This is a genomic window from Streptomyces sp. GESEQ-4, assembly GCF_017948455.1.
In the GTDB taxonomy this organism is placed as follows: Bacteria; Actinomycetota; Actinomycetes; order Streptomycetales; family Streptomycetaceae; genus Streptomyces.
Map to the genome: position 1 here is coordinate 127,478 of NZ_JAFFSU010000018.1, position 20,489 is coordinate 147,966.

At 70.9% G+C, this 20,489-nt stretch carries 20 protein-coding genes; 11 read left to right on the forward strand and 9 right to left on the reverse strand.

Annotated features, from left to right (window positions below; all coding sequences use genetic code 11):
* The first annotated feature begins 39 nt into the window (after positions 1-39).
* Entirely contained in the window at positions 40-471 is a 432-nt protein-coding gene (locus tag KCH48_RS29785; protein ID WP_246886075.1) for a helix-turn-helix transcriptional regulator, read from the forward strand.
* 57 nt (positions 472-528) lie between these two features.
* Entirely contained in the window at positions 529-975 is a 447-nt protein-coding gene (locus tag KCH48_RS29790) for a VOC family protein (protein WP_210577995.1), read from the forward strand.
* A gap of 9 nt (positions 976-984) precedes the next feature.
* Here the strand turns inward: KCH48_RS29790 and cseC are convergent, their stop codons facing one another.
* From cseC to KCH48_RS29815, 5 genes are all read right to left on the reverse strand, one after another.
* Positions 985-2,328 carry a two-component system sensor histidine kinase CseC gene (gene cseC, locus KCH48_RS29795; protein ID WP_210577996.1) on the reverse strand — a complete coding sequence of 448 codons (1,344 nt, stop codon included), beginning with the start codon at positions 2,326-2,328 and terminating at the stop codon, positions 985-987.
* Positions 2,329-2,336: 8 nt separating this feature from the next.
* Positions 2,337-3,041 (reverse strand): two-component system response regulator CseB, encoded by a 705-nt coding sequence (gene cseB, locus KCH48_RS29800; RefSeq protein WP_210577997.1) that lies wholly within the window; start codon positions 3,039-3,041, stop codon positions 2,337-2,339.
* A 130-nt stretch (positions 3,042-3,171) separates the two neighbouring features.
* On the reverse strand, positions 3,172-3,846 hold the full coding sequence (locus KCH48_RS29805) for a hypothetical protein (RefSeq protein WP_210577998.1): 675 nt from the start codon (positions 3,844-3,846) through the stop codon (positions 3,172-3,174).
* Complete coding sequence (locus tag KCH48_RS29810; protein ID WP_210577999.1) at positions 3,834-4,391, reverse strand: SigE family RNA polymerase sigma factor; 558 nt, start codon at positions 4,389-4,391, stop codon at positions 3,834-3,836. The genes KCH48_RS29805 and KCH48_RS29810 overlap by 13 nt, the downstream gene beginning before the upstream one ends.
* Positions 4,392-4,635: 244 nt before the next feature.
* The gene (locus tag KCH48_RS29815) at positions 4,636-5,571 is read right to left on the reverse strand and encodes an A/G-specific adenine glycosylase (RefSeq protein ID WP_210578000.1); all 936 of its coding nucleotides are present in this window, start codon (positions 5,569-5,571) and stop codon (positions 4,636-4,638) included.
* Positions 5,572-5,774: 203 nt separating this feature from the next.
* Between KCH48_RS29815 and KCH48_RS29820 the strand changes: the two genes are divergently transcribed.
* Positions 5,775-6,617, forward strand: coding sequence for a hypothetical protein (locus tag KCH48_RS29820; protein ID WP_210578001.1), 843 nt, complete (start codon positions 5,775-5,777; stop codon positions 6,615-6,617).
* Positions 6,618-6,729: 112 nt separating this feature from the next.
* Here the strand turns inward: KCH48_RS29820 and disA are convergent, their stop codons facing one another.
* Both disA and radA read right to left on the reverse strand, forming a co-directional pair.
* Positions 6,730-7,854 (reverse strand): DNA integrity scanning diadenylate cyclase DisA, encoded by a 1,125-nt coding sequence (disA, locus tag KCH48_RS29825; protein WP_210578002.1) that lies wholly within the window; start codon positions 7,852-7,854, stop codon positions 6,730-6,732.
* 82 nt (positions 7,855-7,936) lie between these two features.
* Positions 7,937-9,346: a DNA repair protein RadA gene (gene radA / locus KCH48_RS29830; protein WP_210578003.1), complete on the reverse strand. Its 1,410-nt coding sequence runs from the start codon at positions 9,344-9,346 to the stop codon at positions 7,937-7,939.
* 199 nt (positions 9,347-9,545) lie between these two features.
* Here radA and KCH48_RS29835 point away from each other — a divergent pair, with 199 nt between their 5' ends.
* Entirely contained in the window at positions 9,546-11,264 is a 1,719-nt protein-coding gene (locus KCH48_RS29835) for a sigma-70 family RNA polymerase sigma factor (RefSeq protein ID WP_210578036.1), read from the forward strand.
* 45 nt (positions 11,265-11,309) lie between these two features.
* Here KCH48_RS29835 and KCH48_RS29840 read toward each other — a convergent pair whose 3' ends face one another.
* Positions 11,310-12,176 carry a hypothetical protein gene (locus KCH48_RS29840; protein ID WP_210578004.1) on the reverse strand — a complete coding sequence of 289 codons (867 nt, stop codon included), beginning with the start codon at positions 12,174-12,176 and terminating at the stop codon, positions 11,310-11,312.
* Positions 12,177-12,259: 83 nt separating this feature from the next.
* On the opposite strand from KCH48_RS29840, the gene KCH48_RS29845 reads away from it, so the two are divergent.
* From KCH48_RS29845 to ilvD, 4 genes are all read left to right on the forward strand, one after another.
* Positions 12,260-13,192: a Ppx/GppA phosphatase family protein gene (locus KCH48_RS29845; protein WP_210578005.1), complete on the forward strand. Its 933-nt coding sequence runs from the start codon at positions 12,260-12,262 to the stop codon at positions 13,190-13,192.
* 134 nt (positions 13,193-13,326) lie between these two features.
* Positions 13,327-14,151 (forward strand): sugar phosphate isomerase/epimerase, encoded by an 825-nt coding sequence (locus KCH48_RS29850; RefSeq protein ID WP_210578006.1) that lies wholly within the window; start codon positions 13,327-13,329, stop codon positions 14,149-14,151.
* The gene (locus tag KCH48_RS29855) at positions 14,148-14,753 is read left to right on the forward strand and encodes a TetR/AcrR family transcriptional regulator (protein ID WP_210578007.1); all 606 of its coding nucleotides are present in this window, start codon (positions 14,148-14,150) and stop codon (positions 14,751-14,753) included. Before KCH48_RS29850 ends, KCH48_RS29855 begins: the two co-directional genes overlap by 4 nt.
* Positions 14,754-14,889: 136 nt before the next feature.
* Positions 14,890-16,743 carry a dihydroxy-acid dehydratase gene (gene ilvD / locus KCH48_RS29860; protein WP_210578008.1) on the forward strand — a complete coding sequence of 618 codons (1,854 nt, stop codon included), beginning with the start codon at positions 14,890-14,892 and terminating at the stop codon, positions 16,741-16,743.
* Between the two features lie 105 nt (positions 16,744-16,848).
* Here the strand turns inward: ilvD and KCH48_RS29865 are convergent, their stop codons facing one another.
* Complete coding sequence (locus tag KCH48_RS29865; protein WP_210578009.1) at positions 16,849-18,936, reverse strand: serine/threonine-protein kinase; 2,088 nt, start codon at positions 18,934-18,936, stop codon at positions 16,849-16,851.
* Between the two features lie 180 nt (positions 18,937-19,116).
* Between KCH48_RS29865 and KCH48_RS29870 the strand changes: the two genes are divergently transcribed.
* The 3 genes from KCH48_RS29870 to KCH48_RS29880 all read left to right on the forward strand — a co-directional run bounded on the left by KCH48_RS29870 (position 19,117) and on the right by KCH48_RS29880 (position 20,377).
* Positions 19,117-19,443, forward strand: a complete 327-nt coding sequence (locus KCH48_RS29870; protein ID WP_210578010.1) for an SH3 domain-containing protein — start codon at positions 19,117-19,119, stop codon at positions 19,441-19,443.
* A gap of 69 nt (positions 19,444-19,512) precedes the next feature.
* Positions 19,513-19,806 (forward strand): hypothetical protein, encoded by a 294-nt coding sequence (locus tag KCH48_RS29875; RefSeq protein WP_210578011.1) that lies wholly within the window; start codon positions 19,513-19,515, stop codon positions 19,804-19,806.
* Between the two features lie 43 nt (positions 19,807-19,849).
* Positions 19,850-20,377: an EamA/RhaT family transporter gene (locus KCH48_RS29880; protein WP_210578012.1), complete on the forward strand. Its 528-nt coding sequence runs from the start codon at positions 19,850-19,852 to the stop codon at positions 20,375-20,377.
* Positions 20,378-20,489 lie beyond the last annotated feature (112 nt).

Genomic DNA, 20,489 nt, shown 5'->3' on the forward strand with positions numbered 1-20,489 from the left:
CCGGGGGCCGTTGTCAGTGCCGCGTGCCACCATCGGGCCATGGACACGATGCGGCCGCTGCGCCTGGCCAAGGACGCCATGGACCGCGACTGGGCCGAGCCGTCCCTCGATCTGGACGCGGTGGCGGCGCATGCCGGGTACTCGCGCTATCACTTCATACGGGCTTTCAAGGCGGCGTACGGCGAGACGCCCGGCCAGTATCTGACGCACCGCCGGATCGAGCGGGCCGAGGATCTGCTGCGTACCGCGGATCTGACGGTCACGGAGATCTGCCACCTGGTCGGCTTCAGCAGCCTGGGCACGTTCTCGAGCCGGTTCAAGGCACTGACCGGACTGACGCCCACCGCGTACCGGACCAAACACCTGGGCCGCGGTACCGCCCTCATACCGGGCTGCTACGTCATGCACTGGGCCGGAGGCTTCCGGACCGTCGCCCCCGGATCACAGCGCAATTCTGAAGAAGCGGGCTGACGGCCCCGCCTCCTACGGTGACAGGGCAAGCACGACAGCGGCCGACAGGAGCGCGCCATGATCAAGGGTCTCAAGATCGCGACCGTCTGGGTCCTCGACCAGGACCGGGCCAAGGAGTTCTACACCGAGAAGCTGGGCCTCGAGGTCCGCAGGGACATGACCATGGGCGAGGGCGGCATGCGCTGGCTCACCGTCGGCTCCCCGGAGCAGCCCGATGTCGAGCTCACACTGATGGTGCCGGACGGGCCCGGCATGGACCCCGAGTCCGCCGAGATGATCAGGAAGCTGGTGGCCAAGGGGGCGCTCGGAGCGGGCGTGCTGACCACCGACGACATCCACGGCGACGTCAAGAAGTTCAAGGACCGGGGTGTGGAGTTCCTCCAGGAGCCGCAGGAGCGCCCCTACGGCACGGAGGCGCTGTTCCGCGACGACTCCGGGAACTGGTTCTCCTTCACCCAGCCGCGCGAAGGAGGCCTCGACCTGGGCAAGGACTGGTCCTGCTGAGGCGGAGCCCTACGGCAACATCTGATAGCTGCCCGTGCTCGTCGGCGCATGCTCCGGCAGCCACAGCACGGCCACCGCGCCCTCGGCCGGTACGTGCTCCGGCGCGCCCGCCGGGCGGATGTTGCGGAAGGTCAGCCGGGCGCCCAGGACGCGGGCCTGGCCGGCGGCGATGGTCAGGCCGAGGCCGTGGCCGTGGCCGGAGCGGTCGCTGCGGCCGGTACGGAAGCGGCTCGGCCCCTCGGCGAGGAGCTCCTCGGGGAAGCCGGGACCGTGGTCGCGGACCCGGATGACCCGGCCCTCGACGGTGACCTCGATGGGCGGCTTGCCGTGCCGGGCGGCGTTGGCGAGCAGGTTGAACAGCACGCGCTCCAGGCGCCGCGGGTCGGTGGTGACCTCCGACTCATGGACCACGCGCACCTCGATGGCCGGGTCCTTCGCCGCCACCCGCCGGCTGACGAACTCGCCCAGCATGATGTCCTGCAGCTCGGCCCGCTCCGAGGCACCGTCGAGGCGTGCCACCTCCAGGACGTCCTCCACCAGCGTGCGCATGGCCTTCGCCCGGTCCAGGACCAGCTCGGTCGGCCGGCCCGGCGGCAGCAGCTCGGCCGCGGTCAGCAGCCCGGTCACCGGCGTGCGCAGCTCGTGTGCGATATCGGCGGTGACCCGGCGCTCGGCCTCCAGCCGCAGCTGCAAGGCGTCCGTCATGGCGTCCACCGCGCTGGCCAGGTCGTCGGTCTCGTCCCGTACGACACCGCCGATCGCGTCCCGCACTCGGACGTCCGTCTCGCCCTTGGCGACCTGGTTCGCCGCGGCCGCCGCCTTGCGCAGCCGGCGCGACAGCTGTCCGCCGATGAGCACACCGAGCGCGCTGCCGCCGAGGACGACGGTGATGGAGCCGATGACGAGGGCCTGGTCGAGGTCGTTGAGGATGTCGGTGCTGCGGTCGGTGAACCCGGTGTGCAGGGACAGCACCCGCCCGTCCGTGACTGGCACGGCGGCCCATATGTCCGGCACGCCGCCCTTGTGGTCGGTCACATAGGTGGCCCGGCGGCCCTGCTCGACCTTCAGCCGCAGCTCGGGCGGCAGGTCAGGATCGTTGATCTCGACGTTCGGGAAGTTCGGCCGTTTGGACAGCTCGTAGTTGCGCTGGGCGATCTGGATCCGCTCGTCGGCCAGCTCCCGTGCGTTGTCCAGCATCGAGACCCGGGCCGCGTTGTGCACGACCAGGCTCAGCGCGATCGCCACCAGCGCACCGACGAACGCGATCGCCGCGCTCAGCTTCCACCGCACGCCCGTACGGATGCCCGTGCGGGCCCATCGCGCCGGGAGCAGGCGCCCCAAGATCCCCCGCATACCCCTGCTCAGGCCTTCAACTTGTAGCCGAAGCCGCGAACCGTCTCGATACGGTCCTGGCCGATCTTCGTACGCAGCCGCTGCACATGGACGTCCACCACGCGCGTGTCACCGCCCCAGCCGTAGTCCCACACACGCTCCAGGAGCTTGTCCCGCGACAGGACCGTGCCCGGCGCCGACGAGAACTCCAGGAGCAGCCGCATCTCCGTGGGCGTCAGCGCCACCGGCTGCCCGCCCTTGCGCACCTCCATGCCCTCGGTGTCGATCTCCAGCTCACCGAAGGTCAGCACGCCGCCGGCCGACAGGGATTCGGGCTCCTCCGGCTGCCCGGCGCCGCCCGCGTGCCCGAAGCGGCGCAGCACCGCCCGGATCCGCGCGACCAGCACGGCACCGTCGAACGGCTTGGTCACATAGTCGTCCGCGCCGGCTTCCAGACCCAGCACGACGTCGATGGAGTCCGCCCGCGCGGACAGCATGATCACCGGCACCGTCGACTCGTCCCGGATGCGGCGGCACAGGCTGACGCCGTCCAGGCCCGGGACCATCACGTCGAGCAGGGCGATGTCGGGGCGGTTCGCCCGGAACGCCTCCAGGCCGGCCAGCCCGTCGGGCATCGCGGTGACCGCGAAGCCGTCCCGCTCCAGGGCGAGCTGAGTGGCCTCACGGATGACGTCGTCGTCCTCGACGAACAAGACGTGGGTCTGGTCTGCCATCCCGGTGCTCTCTGTCCTCGTATGGGTCTCGTGGTGCGTTCACTGTGCTGGTGCGTTCACTGTGCTGACGTAGGAATCGGGCGAGCGGTTCACTGAGGGATCGTCCCGGCCCGCCCGATCGGTTCACGCCTCAGCTGGTCTCCGGTGCCTGGGTCGGATCCCCGCCGACGCCGCTGCTGTAGTCGTTGCGTGTGCGGTCCTCCTCGGCGAAGTGGCCCGACGCCAGCCAGCGGTACGTGATCACATACTGGGCGGACGGACTCGACACCGGGTCGCCCTTCTCGTACACCTGCTTGGTCACCACCAGGTCGCCGCGGTCTATCTCGGCATAGACCGGCGGTTCCTCGGCCCTGAACACATTCTCGTACCGCCCGTCTTCCTCGCGATACACATACGAGCCGACTCCTACAGCGTCTTCGCAGGTCAGTACATTGACGACGACGTCGTGCGAGGCTCCTCCGGTCAGATCGCCGTACGACACGTCGACCGGGTACTCGTCGCCGATACAGGGCTTCAGCTCGCGTTTGACCCCGGCCGACACGGTCGGGTCGTCCTGTACCAGCTTGACGGCGCCCAGACTGTCCGGGGTCGGAGAGGCCGAGGCGGGAGGTGACACGCTCGCGCCCGCCGCCTCGGCGTATGCGGGGCCCTCGTCACGGGCGCCGGTGCCGCCGGTGCCGCAGGCGGACATGAAAAGGGCGAGGGCGGCGAGCACGGCCACCGCCGTGAACGCCGCCTGCAAGGTGCCCCGACCCGCGGGGGCCCGTTGGCCCGCTTCGGGATCCGGGTCGGTCAAGCCGCGCACCGCTCCTGCTCCTCACGCTCCAGCGCGCGTGCGTCCAGATCGCGGCGCTCCAGCTCCTCGCGGAGCCGGGCGAGCGCCCGGTGCAGCGTGCTCTTGACCGTTCCGGCCGACATGCCGAGGGCGGCGGCCGTCTCCTCCGTGGACATCTGCTCCCAGTGTCGCAGCACCACGACACTGCGCTGCTTGGGAGCCAGCACCTTCATGATGTCCATCAGCAGGGCACGGTCGGCGTGCTGCTCGGTGGCGTCGTCGACGCAGGCGTCCGGGAGCTGCTCGGTCGGCACCTCCTCCAGCTTGCGCGCCCGCCACCACTCGGTCCGCGTGTTGATCATCACGCGGCGCAGATAGGCGTCCGCCAGCCGCTTGTCGGCTATGCCCTCCCAGCGGCCGTACGTCCGTACCAGCGCGGTCTGGAGCAGGTCCTGCGCGTCGACAGGGTCCGGGACCAGGCGGCGGGCACTGCGCAGCAGCGCGTCCTGCCGGGTACGGACGTACTCCTCGAACTCGAGCACCTCGCCCACTGCGCCCACCTCGCGCTGCTCCATGATCGACCGCCTCCATCCCCGTGCTTCTGTAGCTGTGCCACCCCGTCGGGCACAGAAATGAAGCTACGGAGGCGTTGTCACGGCGCTGTGCGAAGCAGCCTGCGGCTAGCGCTCGGCTGTCCGTCGGTTGTGTAACAGAGGTAGGACGGACATAAACGTGCAGGTGAGATGGGTTGGGTATGGGGTGATTTGGGGGTGGGCGGGGCTGAGGTTTCCCTGTGGTGCGTTGTGACTCGGCTGTACGTCAGCTCAGCGGCAGCCGGTACAGACCGCCCGCCAGCGGCTCCACCAACCCGTCCGCGACGAGGCCGTCTAGGGCACGGGCGCGCTGCACCGGCTCGTGCCACACCCGGTCGAGGACGGACTGCGGGACCGGCGCGTGGGCGTCGCGCAGCACGGCGAGGAGCTTGCCGCGTACCTGGCGGTCGGTTCCCGCGTACGTCTGCCCGCGGCGCGGCGGCCCTTCGTGCTCGGGCTTGCCCGCGAGCTGCCAGGCGCACTGGGCGGCGATGGGGCAGCGGTGGCAGGTCTCGTTCTTCGCGGTGCACACCAGCGCGCCGAGTTCCATCGATGCGGCGGCCCAGCGGGCGGCGGTCCGCTCGTCCTCGGGCAGCAGCGCGCGGGCGAGCTTGCGCTCGGCGGCTGTCGTGGCGTTCGGCGGGTACTGGACGCCGGTGACCGCGCGGGCGAAGACCCGGCGGACATTGGTGTCGAGCACGGCATGCCGCTGGCCGTACGCGAAGGAGGCGACCGCGGCGGCCGTGTACTCCCCGATGCCGGGCAGCGCCAGCAACTGGGCGTGATCCGTCGGTACGTCACCGCCGTGCCGTTCCGTTATGGCGACGGCGGCGCCGTGCAGCCGCAGCGCGCGGCGCGGGTAGCCGAGCCGGCCCCAGGCGCGGACGGCCTCGCCGGGAGCCTCCTTCGCCAGGTCGGCGGGGCGGGGCCAGCGGGCCAGCCACTGCTCGTAGACGGGCCGGACGCGGCCCACCGGGGTCTGCTGGAGCATGAACTCGCTGACCATCACCCCCCATGGCCCGGCTTCGGGCCGCCGCCACGGCAGATCGCGGGCGTGCTCGTCGAACCAGGCGATGACGGGGGAGTGCAGGGGCTCGCCGAGAAGACGGTCGGCGGCGGTGTCGGCGCGGTGCGGGGGCTGGGGCATCGTGGGCGCAGTCATGGCCTTCCGATCCTGCCACGGCCCGTGCCGCTTGGGCTGCTTTGGCCACGGCCGGTCGGTGGGTCGCCGGTGTGAGGCGGTCGTGAGTGTGCGCCGCATCCCCTGCTGTCCGGTGGCGTCGGGCGGAATGATGATCTGGAAAAGTTTCCGCAGGGCGGCGGGTGAGGGCAGCGGCGGCGCCGATCTCTCGTACAGTTTGCGCCGTGGGATCTCTGCGCAATCCGGTCGGGCCGCTTCCCTCCTCCATCTACTGGCGTCGGAGGGCCGTACTGCTGTCTGTGATCGCCCTGTTGGCCTTGCTGATCACCTGGATCGTCACCATGGGCGGAGGCGGCGGCAAGAACGGCGCCGACGGGGGCAACGGCGACTCGAGTCCCACACCGTCCACCATCACGCCCGGACCGTCCGGCTCCGGACCCGCGATCAGCCAGGCGCCGGGCGGGCGCGACGAGACGGGGGACGGGGACTCCAACGGGTCCTCCTCCGGAGCGGGTTCGGGCGGCGGGGACACGGGCGGAACCTCCGACGGAGCCAACGGTGACGGTGGGGGCGACGACGGGTCCGCGGGTGGCGGGTCCGAGGGCGGTGCCGGTAGCGGTGGTGGTGTCGGTACGGGGGACACGCTTCCGGCAGGGTCCACGCTGCCCAACTGCACCACCGGAGCGGTCAAGTTGAGCCTGCGCAGTGTGCACAACGCGTACGGGCCGGGGCAGACGCCGACCCTCGTACTGACCGCGACGAACTCCTCCGCGGCCGACTGCAAGGTCGATCTCGGGCCGAAGAGCACGGTGTTGACGATCACTCAGGCGGGCGAGGACGACGACTTCTGGTCGTCCGAGGACTGCGTGAGGTCCTCCGGGAGCCTGTTGTACCGGGTGCCGGCCGGTAGCAGCATCACGTACACGGTGGAGTGGGACCGGAAGGGGAGTGCTCCGCAGTGCGCGACGCCTTCGGTGGGGGCGGCTGGGGCGGGGACGTACTTGGTGGAGGCTGCGGCGCCGGGGTTTGCGAAGGCGCAGACGTCGTTCGTGCTGGAGAAGGACTAAGCGTTGCGCTTCGCGTGGGGGCGCGATTGGTTTCGTTTGGCGGCTGCGGGTTCGTTGTGGCTGGTCGCGCAGTTCCCCGCGCCCCTAAAGGGGCGCTGCAGCGACTGCGTGATTAGACGTACCGCTCCAGGATCGAGCTCTCCGCCAGCCTCGACAGGCCCTCCCGTACGCTTCGTGCCCTTGCCTCGCCCACTCCGTCCACCGTCTGCAGGTCGTCCACGCTCGCGGCGAGGAGTTTCTGCAGGCCGCCGAAGTGGTCCACGAGGCGGTCGATGATGGCGCCCGGGAGGCGGGGGACCTTTGCCAGGAGGCGGAAGCCGCGTGGTGATACCGCGGTGTCGAGGGCTTCGGGGGAGCCGGTGTAGCCCAATGCCCGTGCCACCGTGGGGAGTTCGAGGAGTTCGGCGTGGTGGAGGGCGTCCAGTTCGGAGAGGGCTTCCTCGACTGTGCGGGAGCGTTTCGCGGTGGGCTCGGGGACGTAGTCCCGGACGACCAGCTCGCGCTCGGGCTCCACGCCGGCGATCAGCTCGTCGAGCTGGAGGGCCAGGAGCCGTCCGTCGGTGCCCAGTTCGACTACGTACTCGGCGATTTCGGTGGCGATGCGGCGCACCATCTCCAGGCGCTGGGCGACGGCGGAGACGTCCCGGACCGTCACCAGGTCCTCGATCTCCAGCGCTGACAACGTTCCCGCGACCTCGTCCAGGCGGAGCTTGTACCGCTCCAGGGTCGCCAGCGCCTGGTTCGCGCGGGACAGGATCGCCGCCGAGTCCTCCAGGACGCGGCGCTGGCCGTCGACGTACAGCGCGATCAGCCGCATGGACTGGGAGACGGATACGACGGGGAAGCCGACCTGCTTGGAGACCCGGTCCGCCGTGCGGTGCCGGGTGCCCGTCTCCTCGGTCGGGATCCTCGCGTCGGGGACGAACTGCACGCCCGCCCGCAGGATCTTCGACAGGTCGGAGTTGAGCACGATGCCGCCGTCGAGCTTGCACAGCTCGCGCAGCCGCGTGGCCGTGAACTCGACGTCCAGCACGAATCCGCCCGTGCACATCGCCTCGACGGTCTTGTCGAAGCCGAGCACGATGAGACCGCCGGTGTTGCCGCGGAGCACCCGCTCAAGGCCGTCGCGCATGGCCGTGCCGGGTGCCACGGCGCTCAGTGAGGCGCGCATCAGGCCATCGGCACCGGAACTCCCACCGGACTTTCCGGGAGCTGCCGCCCGGTCGTTGGCTGCCACTGCACTCCTCCGGTCGCAGGTACTTCTGGTACTCCCGTTTCGCACACTCGGTTCGTACGCACGGGCGAGACCAGGGCAAAGTCTACCGGCGCTCCTCCTCGTCCCGTGGGGCGTCTCGGCGACGCGAGCGCGGAAGGACTCTCAGGGCTTCCCCTATGTCGGCCACTTCCAGGACCTTCATACCGGCAGGGATCTTGCCGGGATCGCCCGGCACGAGCGCGTGCGTGAAGCCCAGACGGTGTGCTTCGGAGAGTCTGCGCTGCACGCCAGTGACCCGTCTGACCTCGCCCGCGAGCCCCACTTCGCCGATCGCGACGAGGTTCTTCGGCAGGGGGGTGTCGCTCGCGGCCGACGCCAGGGCGAGGGCGATGGCCAGATCCGCGGCGGGCTCGGAGAGCTTCACTCCGCCGACCGTCGCGGAGTAAATGTCCCGTTTGCCCAACGCGCTGATTCTGCCCCGCTGCTCCAGGACGGCCAGCATCATCGAGACACGGGAGGTCTCCAGGCCGGATGTGGTGCGGCGGGGCGAGGGGATCTGGGAGTCGACGGTCAGCGCCTGGACTTCGGCGACCAGGGGGCGGCGGCCCTCCAGCGTGACGGTCAGGCAGGTGCCGGGCACCGGCTCGGCCCGCCTGGTCAGGAACAGGCCGCTCGGGTCGGTGAGGCCGGTGATGCCCTCGTCGTGCAGCTCGAAGCAGCCGACCTCGTCCGTGGCGCCGTACCGGTTCTTGACGCCTCGTACGAGCCTGAGGCGCGCGTGCCGGTCGCCCTCGAAGCTCAGGACGACATCCACAAGGTGCTCGAGGAGCCGGGGTCCCGCGATGGCGCCGTCCTTGGTGACATGGCCCACAAGGAGCGTGGACATGCCGCGCTCCTTGGAGGCCCGGATCAGCGCCCCGGCCACCTCGCGCACCTGCGCCATGCCGCCGGGTGCGCCGTCGATCTCCGGGGAGGCCACCGTCTGCACGGAGTCGAGGATCAGCAGGGACGGCTTCACCGCGTCCAAGTGGCCGAGCACGGCGGCCAGATCGGTCTCGGCGGCCAGATAGAGGTGGTCGTCGAGGGCCTTGATGCGGTCGGCGCGCAGCCGGACCTGGCTCGCCGACTCCTCGCCCGTGACGTAGAGCGTGCGGTGCTCGTCGCTCGCTGCCTTGGCCGCCACGTCGAGCAGGAGCGTCGACTTGCCGACGCCGGGCTCTCCCGCGAGGAGGACCACGGCGCCGGGGACCAGGCCGCCGCCGAGCACCCGGTCCAGCTCGGGCACTCCGGTGGAGCGGGCGGTGGCCTGACGGCCGTCGACCTGGCCGATGGGGAGCGCGGAGGTGGTGACGCGCCCCGGTGTCGTCGTGCGGACCGCGGGTGCGCCGTACTCCTCGATCGTCCCCCAGGCCTGGCACTCGGGGCACCGACCGAGCCACTTCGCCGTCTGCCAGCCGCACTCCGTGCAGCGGTAGGACGGGCGGTCCTTGGTGGATTTCGTACGGGCAGCCATGCGGAGAACCGTAGCCGGGAGCACTGACAACGCTGCCGCCGGACGTGTGCTCACTCGGTTCCGTCGGCGCCGTGATGGGCGCCCGAACCATGGAATCCAGCGTTCCTGTCCCCTTATGAGGGATCGTTTCACCCGTATGGATTAAAAGTGCTCAAGGGGCGAGAAGCCGCCCACCCCCGCCGCCTACGGTCCACGGGTGATGAGCAGCAGTTCGCAGACCACGACCCGCACCACCGGCGCACACAAGGCGCACCGGGAGGCGCGTGACCGTGCTGCCGCGCGCACGCTGGCGCAGCGGCCCTCCGCGCGCTACGAGCCCTACCTGGACGGCCTGTTCACCTACTGCCTGTCCGTGCTGTGCGACCACGACGCGGCGACCGCCGCCCTCGGAGACGTCCTCGTACTGGCCGAACGGCGTGGCCGGCACGGCCCGGACGCGGCGGGCGACCGCAGGGCCTGGCTGTACGCGCTGGCCCGCTGGGCGTGCCTGCGCAAGCTGGCCGAGGCCAAGCAGAAACGTCAGGCCACCCACGCCGCGGGACGACATACCGGCGGCCGGCGGCGCACCGAGGAGTCCCCCGCGCCGCCTGTCTCCCCAGAGGTCCAGGAGCAGCGCCGGTGCGAACTCGCCCTGCTCGCCTGGCCGGAGGCCGCCGGCACCACCCCGGAGCAGCGCGAGGCGCTCGAACTCGCCGTGCGCCACCACCTCGCCGCGCACGAGGTCGCCGCCGTCCTCGGCCTGGACCTGGCCGCCGCCCGCGAACTGCTCGCCTCCGCGGCCTGCGAGGTGGAGCGCACGCGTGCCGCCCTCGCCGTCGTGGAGACCGGCGGCTGCCCGGGCGTCGCCCGCCTCACCGGCGACAACCAGCTGGTGCTCAGCGCCGCCGTCCGCCGTGAGCTGGTGCGGCACGTCGACGACTGTCCGCGCTGCCGCCGTACCGCCGAGCGCGCGATCCCCGGCCGCTGGCCCGGCGCGAACGCCACCACCGCCGAGCTGCCCGTCCTGGAAGCGCCCCGCGCGGAGCTGCACATCGCCCTGGCGCACGGCCCGCGCGCGCGGATCGCCGCTCCCCGCTTCGACCGGCGCGGCTTCCCGATGGACCCCAAGGACCGCGCGGCCCGCAGAGACCGGCTACGCGCGCGTGCCCTGACGACCACCGTGGTCGCCACCGTCGTGGCCGCACCCGTGCTCGCCCTGTGGGCGGCCTACCGCGGCACACCGGCCGCCGAGGGCCAGGAGGGCGGCTCGGCCACCGCGAGCGAGGCGTACGGTCCCGGCGGCCTGGACGGCGAGACGCCGGACGGCGGCTACGAGCACGCCGGCAACGCCGACACCAGGCCCGGCACGCGCTTCGCGACGGGCGGCAGGCCGGACGTCTCGGTGGAGGTCATCAGCGTCACCGGCGCCGCCAAGAAGGCCCACCTCGAGGTGACGGCCGGCCACAGCGGCGACACCACGTTCCTCACCCTCACCGCGACCGGCTCCGCGCCCGTCCGCTGGTCCGCGACCACCGCCGCCCCCTGGCTCTATCTGAGCCAGTCCGCGGGAACCCTCGCCCCCGGCGACTCGTTGACGATCAAGGTGTACGTCGACCAGCTGCGCGAGCCGTCCGGGCCCTGGAGCGCGCGCGTGGCGATCTCACCGGCCGGCGCCGTCGTCTCCATCGAGGGCTACGGCACCGCGCCCACCCCGCCCCACCCGGGCACCCCCGGCCACCCGCCCCCGTCGACCTCCGACCCCACCCCGACCCCGCCCGACCCGACCCCCACCGAGCCCACACCGAGCGACCCGCCCCCGACCTCGACAGACCCGAGCCCGACCCCCACCGAGCCGTCGCCGACCGACCCGGGGGACCCGTCACGCCCGCCGCCCCCGCCGCCGAGCGCCACCGGCGCCCCGAGCCCGCCCCCGTCGTAGGGGCTCGATCAACGAGCCGCCCGACCCACCGCGATCCGCAGCGGCTCACTTCACGGGATCCACCGGATCCGCCGGATGCGGCGCCAGCAACGGCAGCTGCGATGCCAGCCGCTCCTCGCACAGCTCGGCCAGCCGGTCGTAGCCCGCCTTGCCCATCAGCTCGGTCAGCTCCGCCCGGTACGACACATAGACCGGATCGCCGGCACCGTGCGCCGAGGTCGCCGAGGTGCACCACCAGTGCAGGTCGTGGCCGCCCGGACCCCAGCCCCGGCGGTCGTACTCACCGATGGACACCTGGAGCACGCGCGTGTCGTCGGGCCGGTCGATCCACTCGTACGTCCGCCGGACCGGCAGCTGCCAGCACACGTCGGGCTTGGTCTCCAGCGGCTCGCGGCCCTCCTTCAGGGCGAGGATGTGCAGCGAGCAGCCCGCGCCGCCGGCGAAACCGGGCCGGTTCTGGAAGATGCACGAGCCCTGATACGGGCGGGTCTGCCGGTCGCCGTCCTCGTCGACCGAGACCCAGCCGGTCTGGGTCCCCACGTCATGGTGCTGCCAGATGTCCGGCGTGAGCCTCGCCACATGCCCGGCGACCCGCTTCTCGTCGTCCTCGTCGGAGAAGTGCGCGCCCAGCGTGCAGCAGCCGTCGTCCGCGCGGCCCGCCTGGATGCCCTGGCAGCCGCTGCCGAAGATGCAGTTCCACCGAGAGGTCAGCCAGGTCAGATCGCACCGGAAGACCTGCTCGTCGTCCCCCGGATCAGGAAATTCCACCCACGCGCGCGCGAAGTCGAGGCCCTTCTCGTCGCTCACCTGCAGGACCTTCGGCTGCTCGGCCGCCTTCGCCTGCGAAGAACCCTTGCCGGATTTGACCTTCTTGGCCGACTTTTCGTCCTTCGCCTTTTTCGTCTTTGGCACGTGACCAGGGTAAGTCGCCCGGAACCCGTTCCGGGACCGCCGGGGTGGCGGTCCCGGTCTTCGCTGGCAGTAGCGTTCTGTCCATGAGACTCGGTGTCCTCGACGTGGGATCGAACACGGTGCACCTCCTGGTGGTGGACGCGCACCCCGGCGCGCGCCCCCTGCCCGCCCACTCGCACAAGGCGGAACTGCGCCTTGCCCAACTTCTCGACGACGACGGAGCGATCGGCCCCGACGGCGTCGACCGGCTGATAGGCGTCGTCCGCGAGGCGCTCCAGGCCGCCGAGGACAAGGGCGTCGAGGACCTGCTGCCCTTCGCCACCTCCGCAGTGCGCGAGGCCACCAACGCCGACGACGTCCTCGCGCGCGTGCAGGCCGACACCGGCGTCGAGCTCCAGGTCCTCACCGGCGCAGAAGAGGCCCGCCTCACCTTCCTCGCCGCCCGCCGCTGGTTCGGCTGGTCCGCGGGAAAGCTGCTGGTCCTGGACATCGGCGGCGGCTCCCTGGAGATCGCGTACGGCATCGACGAGGAGCCCGACGCCGCCGTCTCCCTCCCCCTCGGCGCCGGCCGCCTCACCGCCGCCTGGCTCCCCGCCGATCCGCCGGACCCGGAGGCGATCCGCACCCTGCGCCGCCATGTCCGCGCCCAGATCGCCCGCAGCGTCGGCGAGTTCACCCGCTTCGGCCCGCCGGACCACGTCGTCGGCACCTCGAAGACCTTCAAGCAACTGGCCCGCATAGCCGGCGCCGCCCGCTCCACCGAGGGCCTCTACGTCCAGCGCGACCTCAAGCGCGAGTCCCTGGAGGCCTGGGTCCCGCAGCTGGCGGGGATGACCGCGGCTCAGCGCGCGGAACTCCCGGGCGTCTCGGAGGGACGCGCGGGCCAGCTCCTCGCGGGCGCACTGGTGGCGGAGGGCGCGATGGACCTGTTCGGCGTGGAGACGCTGGAGATCTGCCCATGGGCGCTGCGGGAGGGCGTGATCCTACGTCGACTTGATCACATGGGCTCCGCATAAGCGCCCCGACAGGGGCGCGGGGAACTGCGCGAGCAACCCCCGCGACCGCGCACACGCCTATGGCGAAAAGCACAACGGCGAATAGGCGAACACCAATCCCGGCCCACCCCCCAGAGACACGTACCCTTTCCCTCGTGGCAAACCCAGCCGTACGGATCCCGGACGCGAAGGTCGCCCTCTCGACCGCCTCCGTCTACCCGGAGTCGACTGCGACGGCCTTCGAGATCGCCGCGCGCCTCGGGTACGACGGGGTCGAGGTCATGGTGTGGACCGACCCGGTCAGCCAGGACATCGAGGCCCTGCGCCGCCTCTCGGACTACCACCGCATCCCGATCCTGGCCGTGCACGCCCCCTGCCTGCTCATCACGCAGCGCGTCTGGTCCACCGACCCCTGGGTCAAGCTCCAGCGCGCCCGGGCGGCGGCCGAGAAGCTGGGCGCGAGCACGGTCGTCGTACACCCCCCGTTCCGCTGGCAGCGCCAGTACGCCCGTGACTTCGTCACCGGGATCTGGCGTATGGCCGGCGAAACGGATGTGCGGTTCGCGGTGGAGAACATGTACCCCTGGCGCTACCGCGACCGCGAGATGCTCGCGTACGCCCCCGACTGGGACGTCACCAAGGACGACTACCGCCACTTCACGATCGATCTCAGCCATACGGCGACGGCGCGCTCGGACGCGATCCAGATGATCGACCGCATGGGGGACCGTCTCGGCCATGTCCACCTCGCGGACGGCAGGGGCTCGGCGAAGGACGAGCACCTCGTGCCGGGCCGCGGCACCCAGCCCTGCGCCGAGCTGCTGGAACGGCTCGCCCTGACCGGTTTCGACGGCCACGTCGTCATCGAGGTCAACACCCGGCGCGCGATGTCCAGCGCCGAACGCGAGGCCGACCTCGCGGAGGCGCTCGCCTTCACCCGCCTCCATCTGGCGTCAGCCATGCAGGTGCCCCGGCGATGACCGACGCGACCGCCCGGAGGCGCGGCAGACCCCGTCGTACGGAATCCGCCGACACCCGCGACCGCATCCTGAACGCGGCCCGCGAGGAGTTCTCCGAGCGGGGCTACGAGAAGACGTCCGTGCGCGCCATCGCCAAGGCGGCCGGGGTCGACTCGGCGCTGGTCCACCACTACTACGGCACCAAGGAGCAGGTCTTCGAGGCGGCCGTCGAGGTCGCCTTCGCGCCGGCCCTGAAGGTGCGTGACGTGGTCGTAGAAGGCCCGCTCGACGACGTCGGGGAGCGCATGACCCGCGTGATCTTCGGGCTCTGGGAGAACCCGGTCACCCGCGCACCGTTGCTCGCGATCGTGCGGTCCGCGGTGAACACCGAGGCCGCGGCGGCCGTCTTCCGCCGACTCGTCTCCGCGCAGCTGATGCGGCGCATCGCCGGTCGGCTCGACGCCCCGGACGCGGAGCTGCGCGCCGAACTGGCGGCGGCGCAACTCGTCGGTGTGGCGATGATGCGGTACGTGATCAAGATGGAGCCGGTGGCGTCGGTGGACGTGGAGCAGATCATCAGGCGGGTGGCGCCGGTGGTGCAGGGGCACCTGACGAATCCCTGAAGCCAGGCGCCTGGCCCATCCGAATCCGTGAGACTCGCATCCCGCATTCCGGACGTGGTGTCCGGCTGTCAGTGCCCCGGCGTACGCTCGAACCAGTCAATATTCTCGGCAGAATTCTCCGAAGGAGCGAGCGACGATGCCCGAGCTGAGGTCCCGCACAGTCACCCACGGCCGCAATATGGCGGGCGCCCGCGCCCTTATGCGCGCCTCCGGTGTACCCGGTGCGGACATCGGCCGAAAGCCGATCATCGCGGTCGCCAACAGCTTCACGGAGTTCGTGCCGGGCCACACCCACCTCCAGCCGGTGGGCCGGATCGTCAGCCAGGCGATCGTCGAGGCCGGCGGCATCCCGCGCGAGTTCAACACCATCGCGGTGGACGACGGCATCGCGATGGGCCACGGCGGCATGCTGTACTCCCTGCCCTCCCGCGACCTGATCGCGGACTCGGTCGAGTACATGGTCGAGGCCCACTGCGCCGACGCCCTGATCTGCATCTCCAACTGCGACAAGATCACCCCGGGCATGCTGAACGCGGCCCTGCGGCTGAACATCCCCACGGTCTTCGTCTCCGGCGGCCCGATGGAGTCCGGCCGCGCCACGCTGGTCGACGGCACGGTCCGTACGCTCGACCTGGTCGACGCGATCTCCGACGCCGTGAACGACAAGATCTCGGACGAGGACATCCTCCGTATCGAGGAGAACGCCTGTCCGACCTGCGGCTCCTGCTCCGGCATGTTCACCGCCAACTCCATGAACTGCCTGACCGAGGCCATCGGCCTCTCGCTGCCGGGCAACGGCTCGGTGCTCGCGACCCACACGGCCCGCAAGGGGCTGTACGAGGCGGCGGCCCGCACGGTCATGGACATCACCCGGCGCTACTACGAGCAGGACGACGAGACGGTCCTCCCGCGCAACGTCGCCACCTTCGCCGCCTTCCAGAACGCGATGGCGCTGGACATCGCGATGGGCGGCTCCACCAACACGATCCTGCACCTGCTGGCGGCGGCCCAGGAAGCGGGCGTCCCGTTCGGCCTGGAGGAGATCAACGAGGTCTCGCGCCGCGTGCCCTGCCTGGCGAAGGTCGCTCCGAACGTCGCCAAGGACCGCACGTACTACATGGAGGACGTGCACCGCGCCGGCGGCATCCCCGCCCTCCTCGGCGAACTGCACCGCGCGGGCCTGCTGAACGAGGACGTGCACGCCGTGCACAGCCCGTCGCTCGCGGACTGGCTCAAGACGTGGGACGTGCGCGGCGGCTCCCCGTCGGCGGAGGCTCTCGAACTGTGGCACGCGGCCCCGGGCTGCGTCCGCTCCGCCGAGGCCTTCTCCCAGTCCGAGCGCTGGGAAGCCCTGGACGAGGACGCCGAGGGCGGCTGCATCCGCTCCGCCGAGCACGCGTACTCGAAGGACGGCGGCCTGGCGGTCCTCAAGGGCAACCTGGCGGTCGACGGCTGCGTGGTGAAGACGGCCGGCGTCGACGAGTCGATCTGGACCTTCGAGGGCCCGGCGGTCGTCTGCGAGTCGCAGGAAGAAGCCGTAGAGAAGATCCTCAACAAGCAGATCACCCACGGCGACGTCGTCGTCATCCGCTACGAGGGCCCCAAGGGCGGCCCCGGCATGCAGGAAATGCTCTACCCCACCTCCTTCCTCAAGGGCCGCGGCCTCGGCAAGACCTGCGCCCTGATCACCGACGGCCGCTTCTCCGGCGGCACCTCCGGCCTCTCCATCGGCCACGCCTCCCCGGAGGCCGCGTCCGGCGGCACGATCGCGCTGGTCGAGGACGGCGACCGCATCCGCATCGACATCCCCAACCGGACCATCGAACTGCTCGTGGACGACACCGAGTTGGCCCGCCGCGAGCAGGCGCTGAACGGGGTGTACGCGCCGAAGAACCGGGACCGCAAGGTGTCGGCGGCGCTGCGGGCGTACGCGGCGATGGCGACCAGCGCGGACAAGGGCGCTGTGCGGGATGTGTCGATGCTGGGCTGAGGAGTTGGGGTTTTGAGGGCCTGAGGGCTCCGAGCCTGAGGGCCGCCTCCGCCGGGGGGCGGCCCTTTCGTGTGCGACCTGGGCTGGCTGCCTGTGCGACCTGTGCTACCAGGTGGACGGATCGCGTGCGTCGAGGGCGAAGACGGTGCCGTCGGGGGCGGCGGCGTAGATGTGACCGCCCGCGATCACGGGCTCGGGCAGCGCGGCCATGACCTGGTCGGAGTTGGCGCCGAGCCGCGCGGCCGTCTGGCCGAGAAGCCTTCCTTCACGGGCGTCGACGGCGAGAAGTCGCCCGTCAGGGGCGGTGACGTACACATGCCGGCCGTCGGTGACCGGCGCGGACGCTCGACTCACGGATGTCTCCAGGCTCCACCGCTGCTTCCGCGCTTCGATGTCGACGGCGACAAGCGATCCGCCGGAACCCATGAGATAGACGAGGTTCCCGCGCACGGTCCCATGAGCCTGTTCCAGCGGAACGGGCAGTGCCACGCGTCGTACAGCTCCGCTGTCCGGGGTGTAGCGGACCACGGCCTTCGCATCCCCGTAGACCGCGTCGGCGCCGACGAAGAAGACGGACCCCTGCGCGGTGCCGAGGGGCTCCAGTGTTCCCTTCAGCTGTGCGTCCCACCGCACGTCGCCGGTCTCCGGATCCACTGCCGTGACCCGTGTTTTCGCCCCGTCGTCGGACGTGCTCATGGCGTACGCCAGCGGATCACCGGCGAACGAGGCGAAGTACGGCGCCCGGTGGCCGGGTATCCGCAGACTCCATTTCGTATCGCCCGAGGAACTGTCGACGCCTGTGACCGTCCCGTCGGCGCTCGTGAGCAGGAGTGCGTCTCCCGCGGTCGCCTGGCCGCTGTACGCGGGCACGCTCTGCTGCCAACGCGCCTTTCCCGAGGCAGGATCGAGCCCTTCCAGCCGGCGCCCCTCATCCAGTGGAGGCTGCACCAGGCCCCCCGAGATCATGGGCGGTCTGCCCCCGAGCACCCTGGCGTCGGCATGCCGCCACACCACGTGGCCGTCGGACGGATCGAGGGCGAAGACCGTCCCGGGCTGCGAACAGAGCAACTTCCCTGCCCCATAGGAACAGTGGGGCGCGCTCTCGCCGGAACCCGGCGTGGCCTCCCACGCCGTGAATCCGGCCGAGCTGGTCTTCGGTGCGGCGCTGGGTGTGCCGCTCGCGCCGTCGAACAGCGGGACCGAGGCCAGCGCGCCGATCAGAGCGAGGCCGGCCGCCCCCGCTCCGAGGGCCGCCCGCTTGCCGAACCGTCTCTTCGGTGGTCGCTCCGGCTCCTCGGTACGAGGTTCCGGCCTCGGCGCATCGGCCGTCCGCTGTGCCGGGATGAACGCCTGGGTGTCGTACGAGGCCGCCACCGACCGGAGTTCCCGCATCAGCTCGTCGGGCGTGGGCCGGTCCTCGGGTTCCTTGGCGAGGCAACGCAGCACCAGCGGCGCCAGATCCTCCGGTACGGAGGTCAGGTCCGGCTCGTCATGCACCACCTGATAGGCGACGACGTACGGGCTGTCGGAGTCGAACGGCCCTCGCCCCGTCGCCGCGTGCACCATCACCGAACCGAGCGCGAAGATGTCGGCGGCGGGCCCGACCTCCCGTGGCCGACGGAACTGTTCGGGGGCCATGAACGGCGGCGTGCCGATCAACTTGCCCGTCTCGGTGCGCAGTTCGCTGTCCTTCGGCCGAGAAATACCGAAGTCGATGACCTTCGGACCGTCCTCGGCGAGCAGCACATTGCTCGGCTTGAGATCGCGGTGCACCACACCGACTCGGTGTATGTCGCGCAGCGCCTCGGCAAGTCCGGCCATCAGACGGCGCAACTGGGCACTGGGCAGAGGGCCGTTCCGCTTCACATGGTCGGACAGCGTCGGTCCCGGTATGAACAGCGTGGCCATCCAGGGCCGTTCGGCCTCCGGGTCGGCGTCGACGACGGACGCGGTGAAGGCACCGCTCACCCTGCGCGCCGCGGCCACCTCCTGGCGGAACCGCCCCCTGAACTCGGGGTCCCGGGCGAACTCGGCATGTACGACCTTCACCGCGAGCTTCATCCCCGAGGTGCTCCGGGCCAGATGTACAACTCCCATGCCGCCGGAACCCAGACAGGACTCCAGACGGTAGTGGCCGGCGTATTCGGGAAGTTCCGCTTCCGCGCCCGCTCCGGCGTTCCGCTGTGGCGCCATGGGACCACCCCCGTGCTCTTCGTCGGCGCGCGCGACGCACGGAGCCTAGTCGATGACTCGTACGAGACAGAGGCGACTTGCTAGCCTCCCTGTGCGAATTGCGTCCATGTGTTTCATGGTGTGTTTTAGGGGAATCAACGGGACCCCATGGCAGTCATGGGGTCAACGGGGGAGGTTTTCATGTCTGTTGAGCGTGTCGATGAGCTTGAGGGCGACGAGAGACAGGCCGTCACGACAGCGGCGGCCACGACCGAGGCTCTTCGCTACTACGCGGTCGCACCGGGCGTCCGTCTCAACGTCCGCAGGGGCCCCGGCACCAACTACGCCGTCATCCGCATCCTGCCCGAGGGTGCCAGGGTCCCGATCTTCTGCCAGACGCCGGGTACGACGGTGACGGGTCCGTACGGCACGACGAACATCTGGGACAACATCGACGACGGCGAATTCGTATCGGACAGCTATGTGAACACCGGCAGCGACGGCTACATCCGTCCGCGCTGCTCCTGATCCGACGACCATCGCCCAGCACCATGACATCCCGAAGACGTCTGTCGATCCTGCTCGCAGCCGCCGCCGGTGCCTTTCTCATGGTGCTGGGCGTGTCGCCCACCGCACGGCGGCCACCCGGTCGCCCCGGTCGCCCCGGACGTCCGCCTGAACTTCCGTTGTGGCCCCCGCACCAGCTACACCATCGTCCGGGTCCTGCCGGAGGGCGCCGGGATCCCGATCTTCTGCCAGATGCCTGGTACGACGGTGACGGGTCCGTACGGCACGTCGAACATCTGGGACAACATCGCCAACGGCGAGTTCGTGGCGGACGCCTACGTGAACACCGGCAGCGACGGCCACATCGCTTCCCGCTGCGGCTGAACCCGCCAGGAGCCCGCGGCCACCCCGGCGCCATAATCAACCCGTGAGCGACGATTCCGGCACCCCGGCCACCCCCGCGGGCTCCAACGGCACCCCCGACACCCCGGCGCCCCGCCCCGAGCCCATCCGCTTCTTCGGCACGACCTGGGTGAACCACGACAAGGGCTACACAACCCGCCGCATCGCAGCCGCCGCAGGCTCCCTCGCGACCACGGTGGCCGCCTGCCTCGTCCTCCGCTTCGCCTACGAGGGCCTCCAGATCGCCGACACCGGCAGCTTCGTCAACCTCCTGGTCGTCGCCATGTTCGCCGTCTGCACCGCACTCGCCTTCCGGCACACCTGGGACGCCTTCGGCAACCGCCCCGACCCCGACCGCCAGTCCTCCCTCCGCGGCCTCCTGGCCATCGGCTTCGTCGGCTCCCTCCTCGCCTACTTCATCCGCTCCCTCGTCGAGGCCCCCGGCGAGAGACTCCACCGCAGGGAGTACGCAGCGGCCCGCGAGCGCCACGAGAAGCGGACGACACGACGCTCGGGCAACCCGTCGAAGAAGAAGCGACGGGGGAAGGGCTAGGACCGGGCTTGGCTGAGGGCCGTCTGAGGGCGGTTGCGGCGGCGCACTGGCCGCGGGGTTGAGCGCGCCCCACACCCCTTTTACCTCTCAACCCTCCTACCTCTCAACCCTC

Bases quoted from the DNA above. Each gene is read 5' to 3' on its own strand.
- KCH48_RS29785 (WP_246886075.1), top strand. From the start codon at position 40: ATGGACACGATGCGGCCGCTGCGCCTGGCCAAGGACGCCATGGACCGC.
- KCH48_RS29790 (WP_210577995.1), top strand. From the start codon at position 529: ATGATCAAGGGTCTCAAGATCGCGACCGTCTGGGTCCTCGACCAGGAC.
- cseC (WP_210577996.1), bottom strand. From the start codon at position 2,328: ATGCGGGGGATCTTGGGGCGCCTGCTCCCGGCGCGATGGGCCCGCACG.
- cseB (WP_210577997.1), bottom strand. From the start codon at position 3,041: ATGGCAGACCAGACCCACGTCTTGTTCGTCGAGGACGACGACGTCATC.
- KCH48_RS29810 (WP_210577999.1), bottom strand. From the start codon at position 4,391: ATGGAGCAGCGCGAGGTGGGCGCAGTGGGCGAGGTGCTCGAGTTCGAG.
- KCH48_RS29815 (WP_210578000.1), bottom strand. From the start codon at position 5,571: ATGACTGCGCCCACGATGCCCCAGCCCCCGCACCGCGCCGACACCGCC.
- radA (WP_210578003.1), bottom strand. From the start codon at position 9,346: ATGGCTGCCCGTACGAAATCCACCAAGGACCGCCCGTCCTACCGCTGC.
- KCH48_RS29835 (WP_210578036.1), top strand. From the start codon at position 9,546: ATGAGCAGCAGTTCGCAGACCACGACCCGCACCACCGGCGCACACAAG.
- KCH48_RS29845 (WP_210578005.1), top strand. From the start codon at position 12,260: ATGAGACTCGGTGTCCTCGACGTGGGATCGAACACGGTGCACCTCCTG.
- KCH48_RS29855 (WP_210578007.1), top strand. From the start codon at position 14,148: ATGACCGACGCGACCGCCCGGAGGCGCGGCAGACCCCGTCGTACGGAA.
- ilvD (WP_210578008.1), top strand. From the start codon at position 14,890: ATGCCCGAGCTGAGGTCCCGCACAGTCACCCACGGCCGCAATATGGCG.
- KCH48_RS29865 (WP_210578009.1), bottom strand. From the start codon at position 18,936: ATGGCGCCACAGCGGAACGCCGGAGCGGGCGCGGAAGCGGAACTTCCC.
- KCH48_RS29870 (WP_210578010.1), top strand. From the start codon at position 19,117: ATGTCTGTTGAGCGTGTCGATGAGCTTGAGGGCGACGAGAGACAGGCC.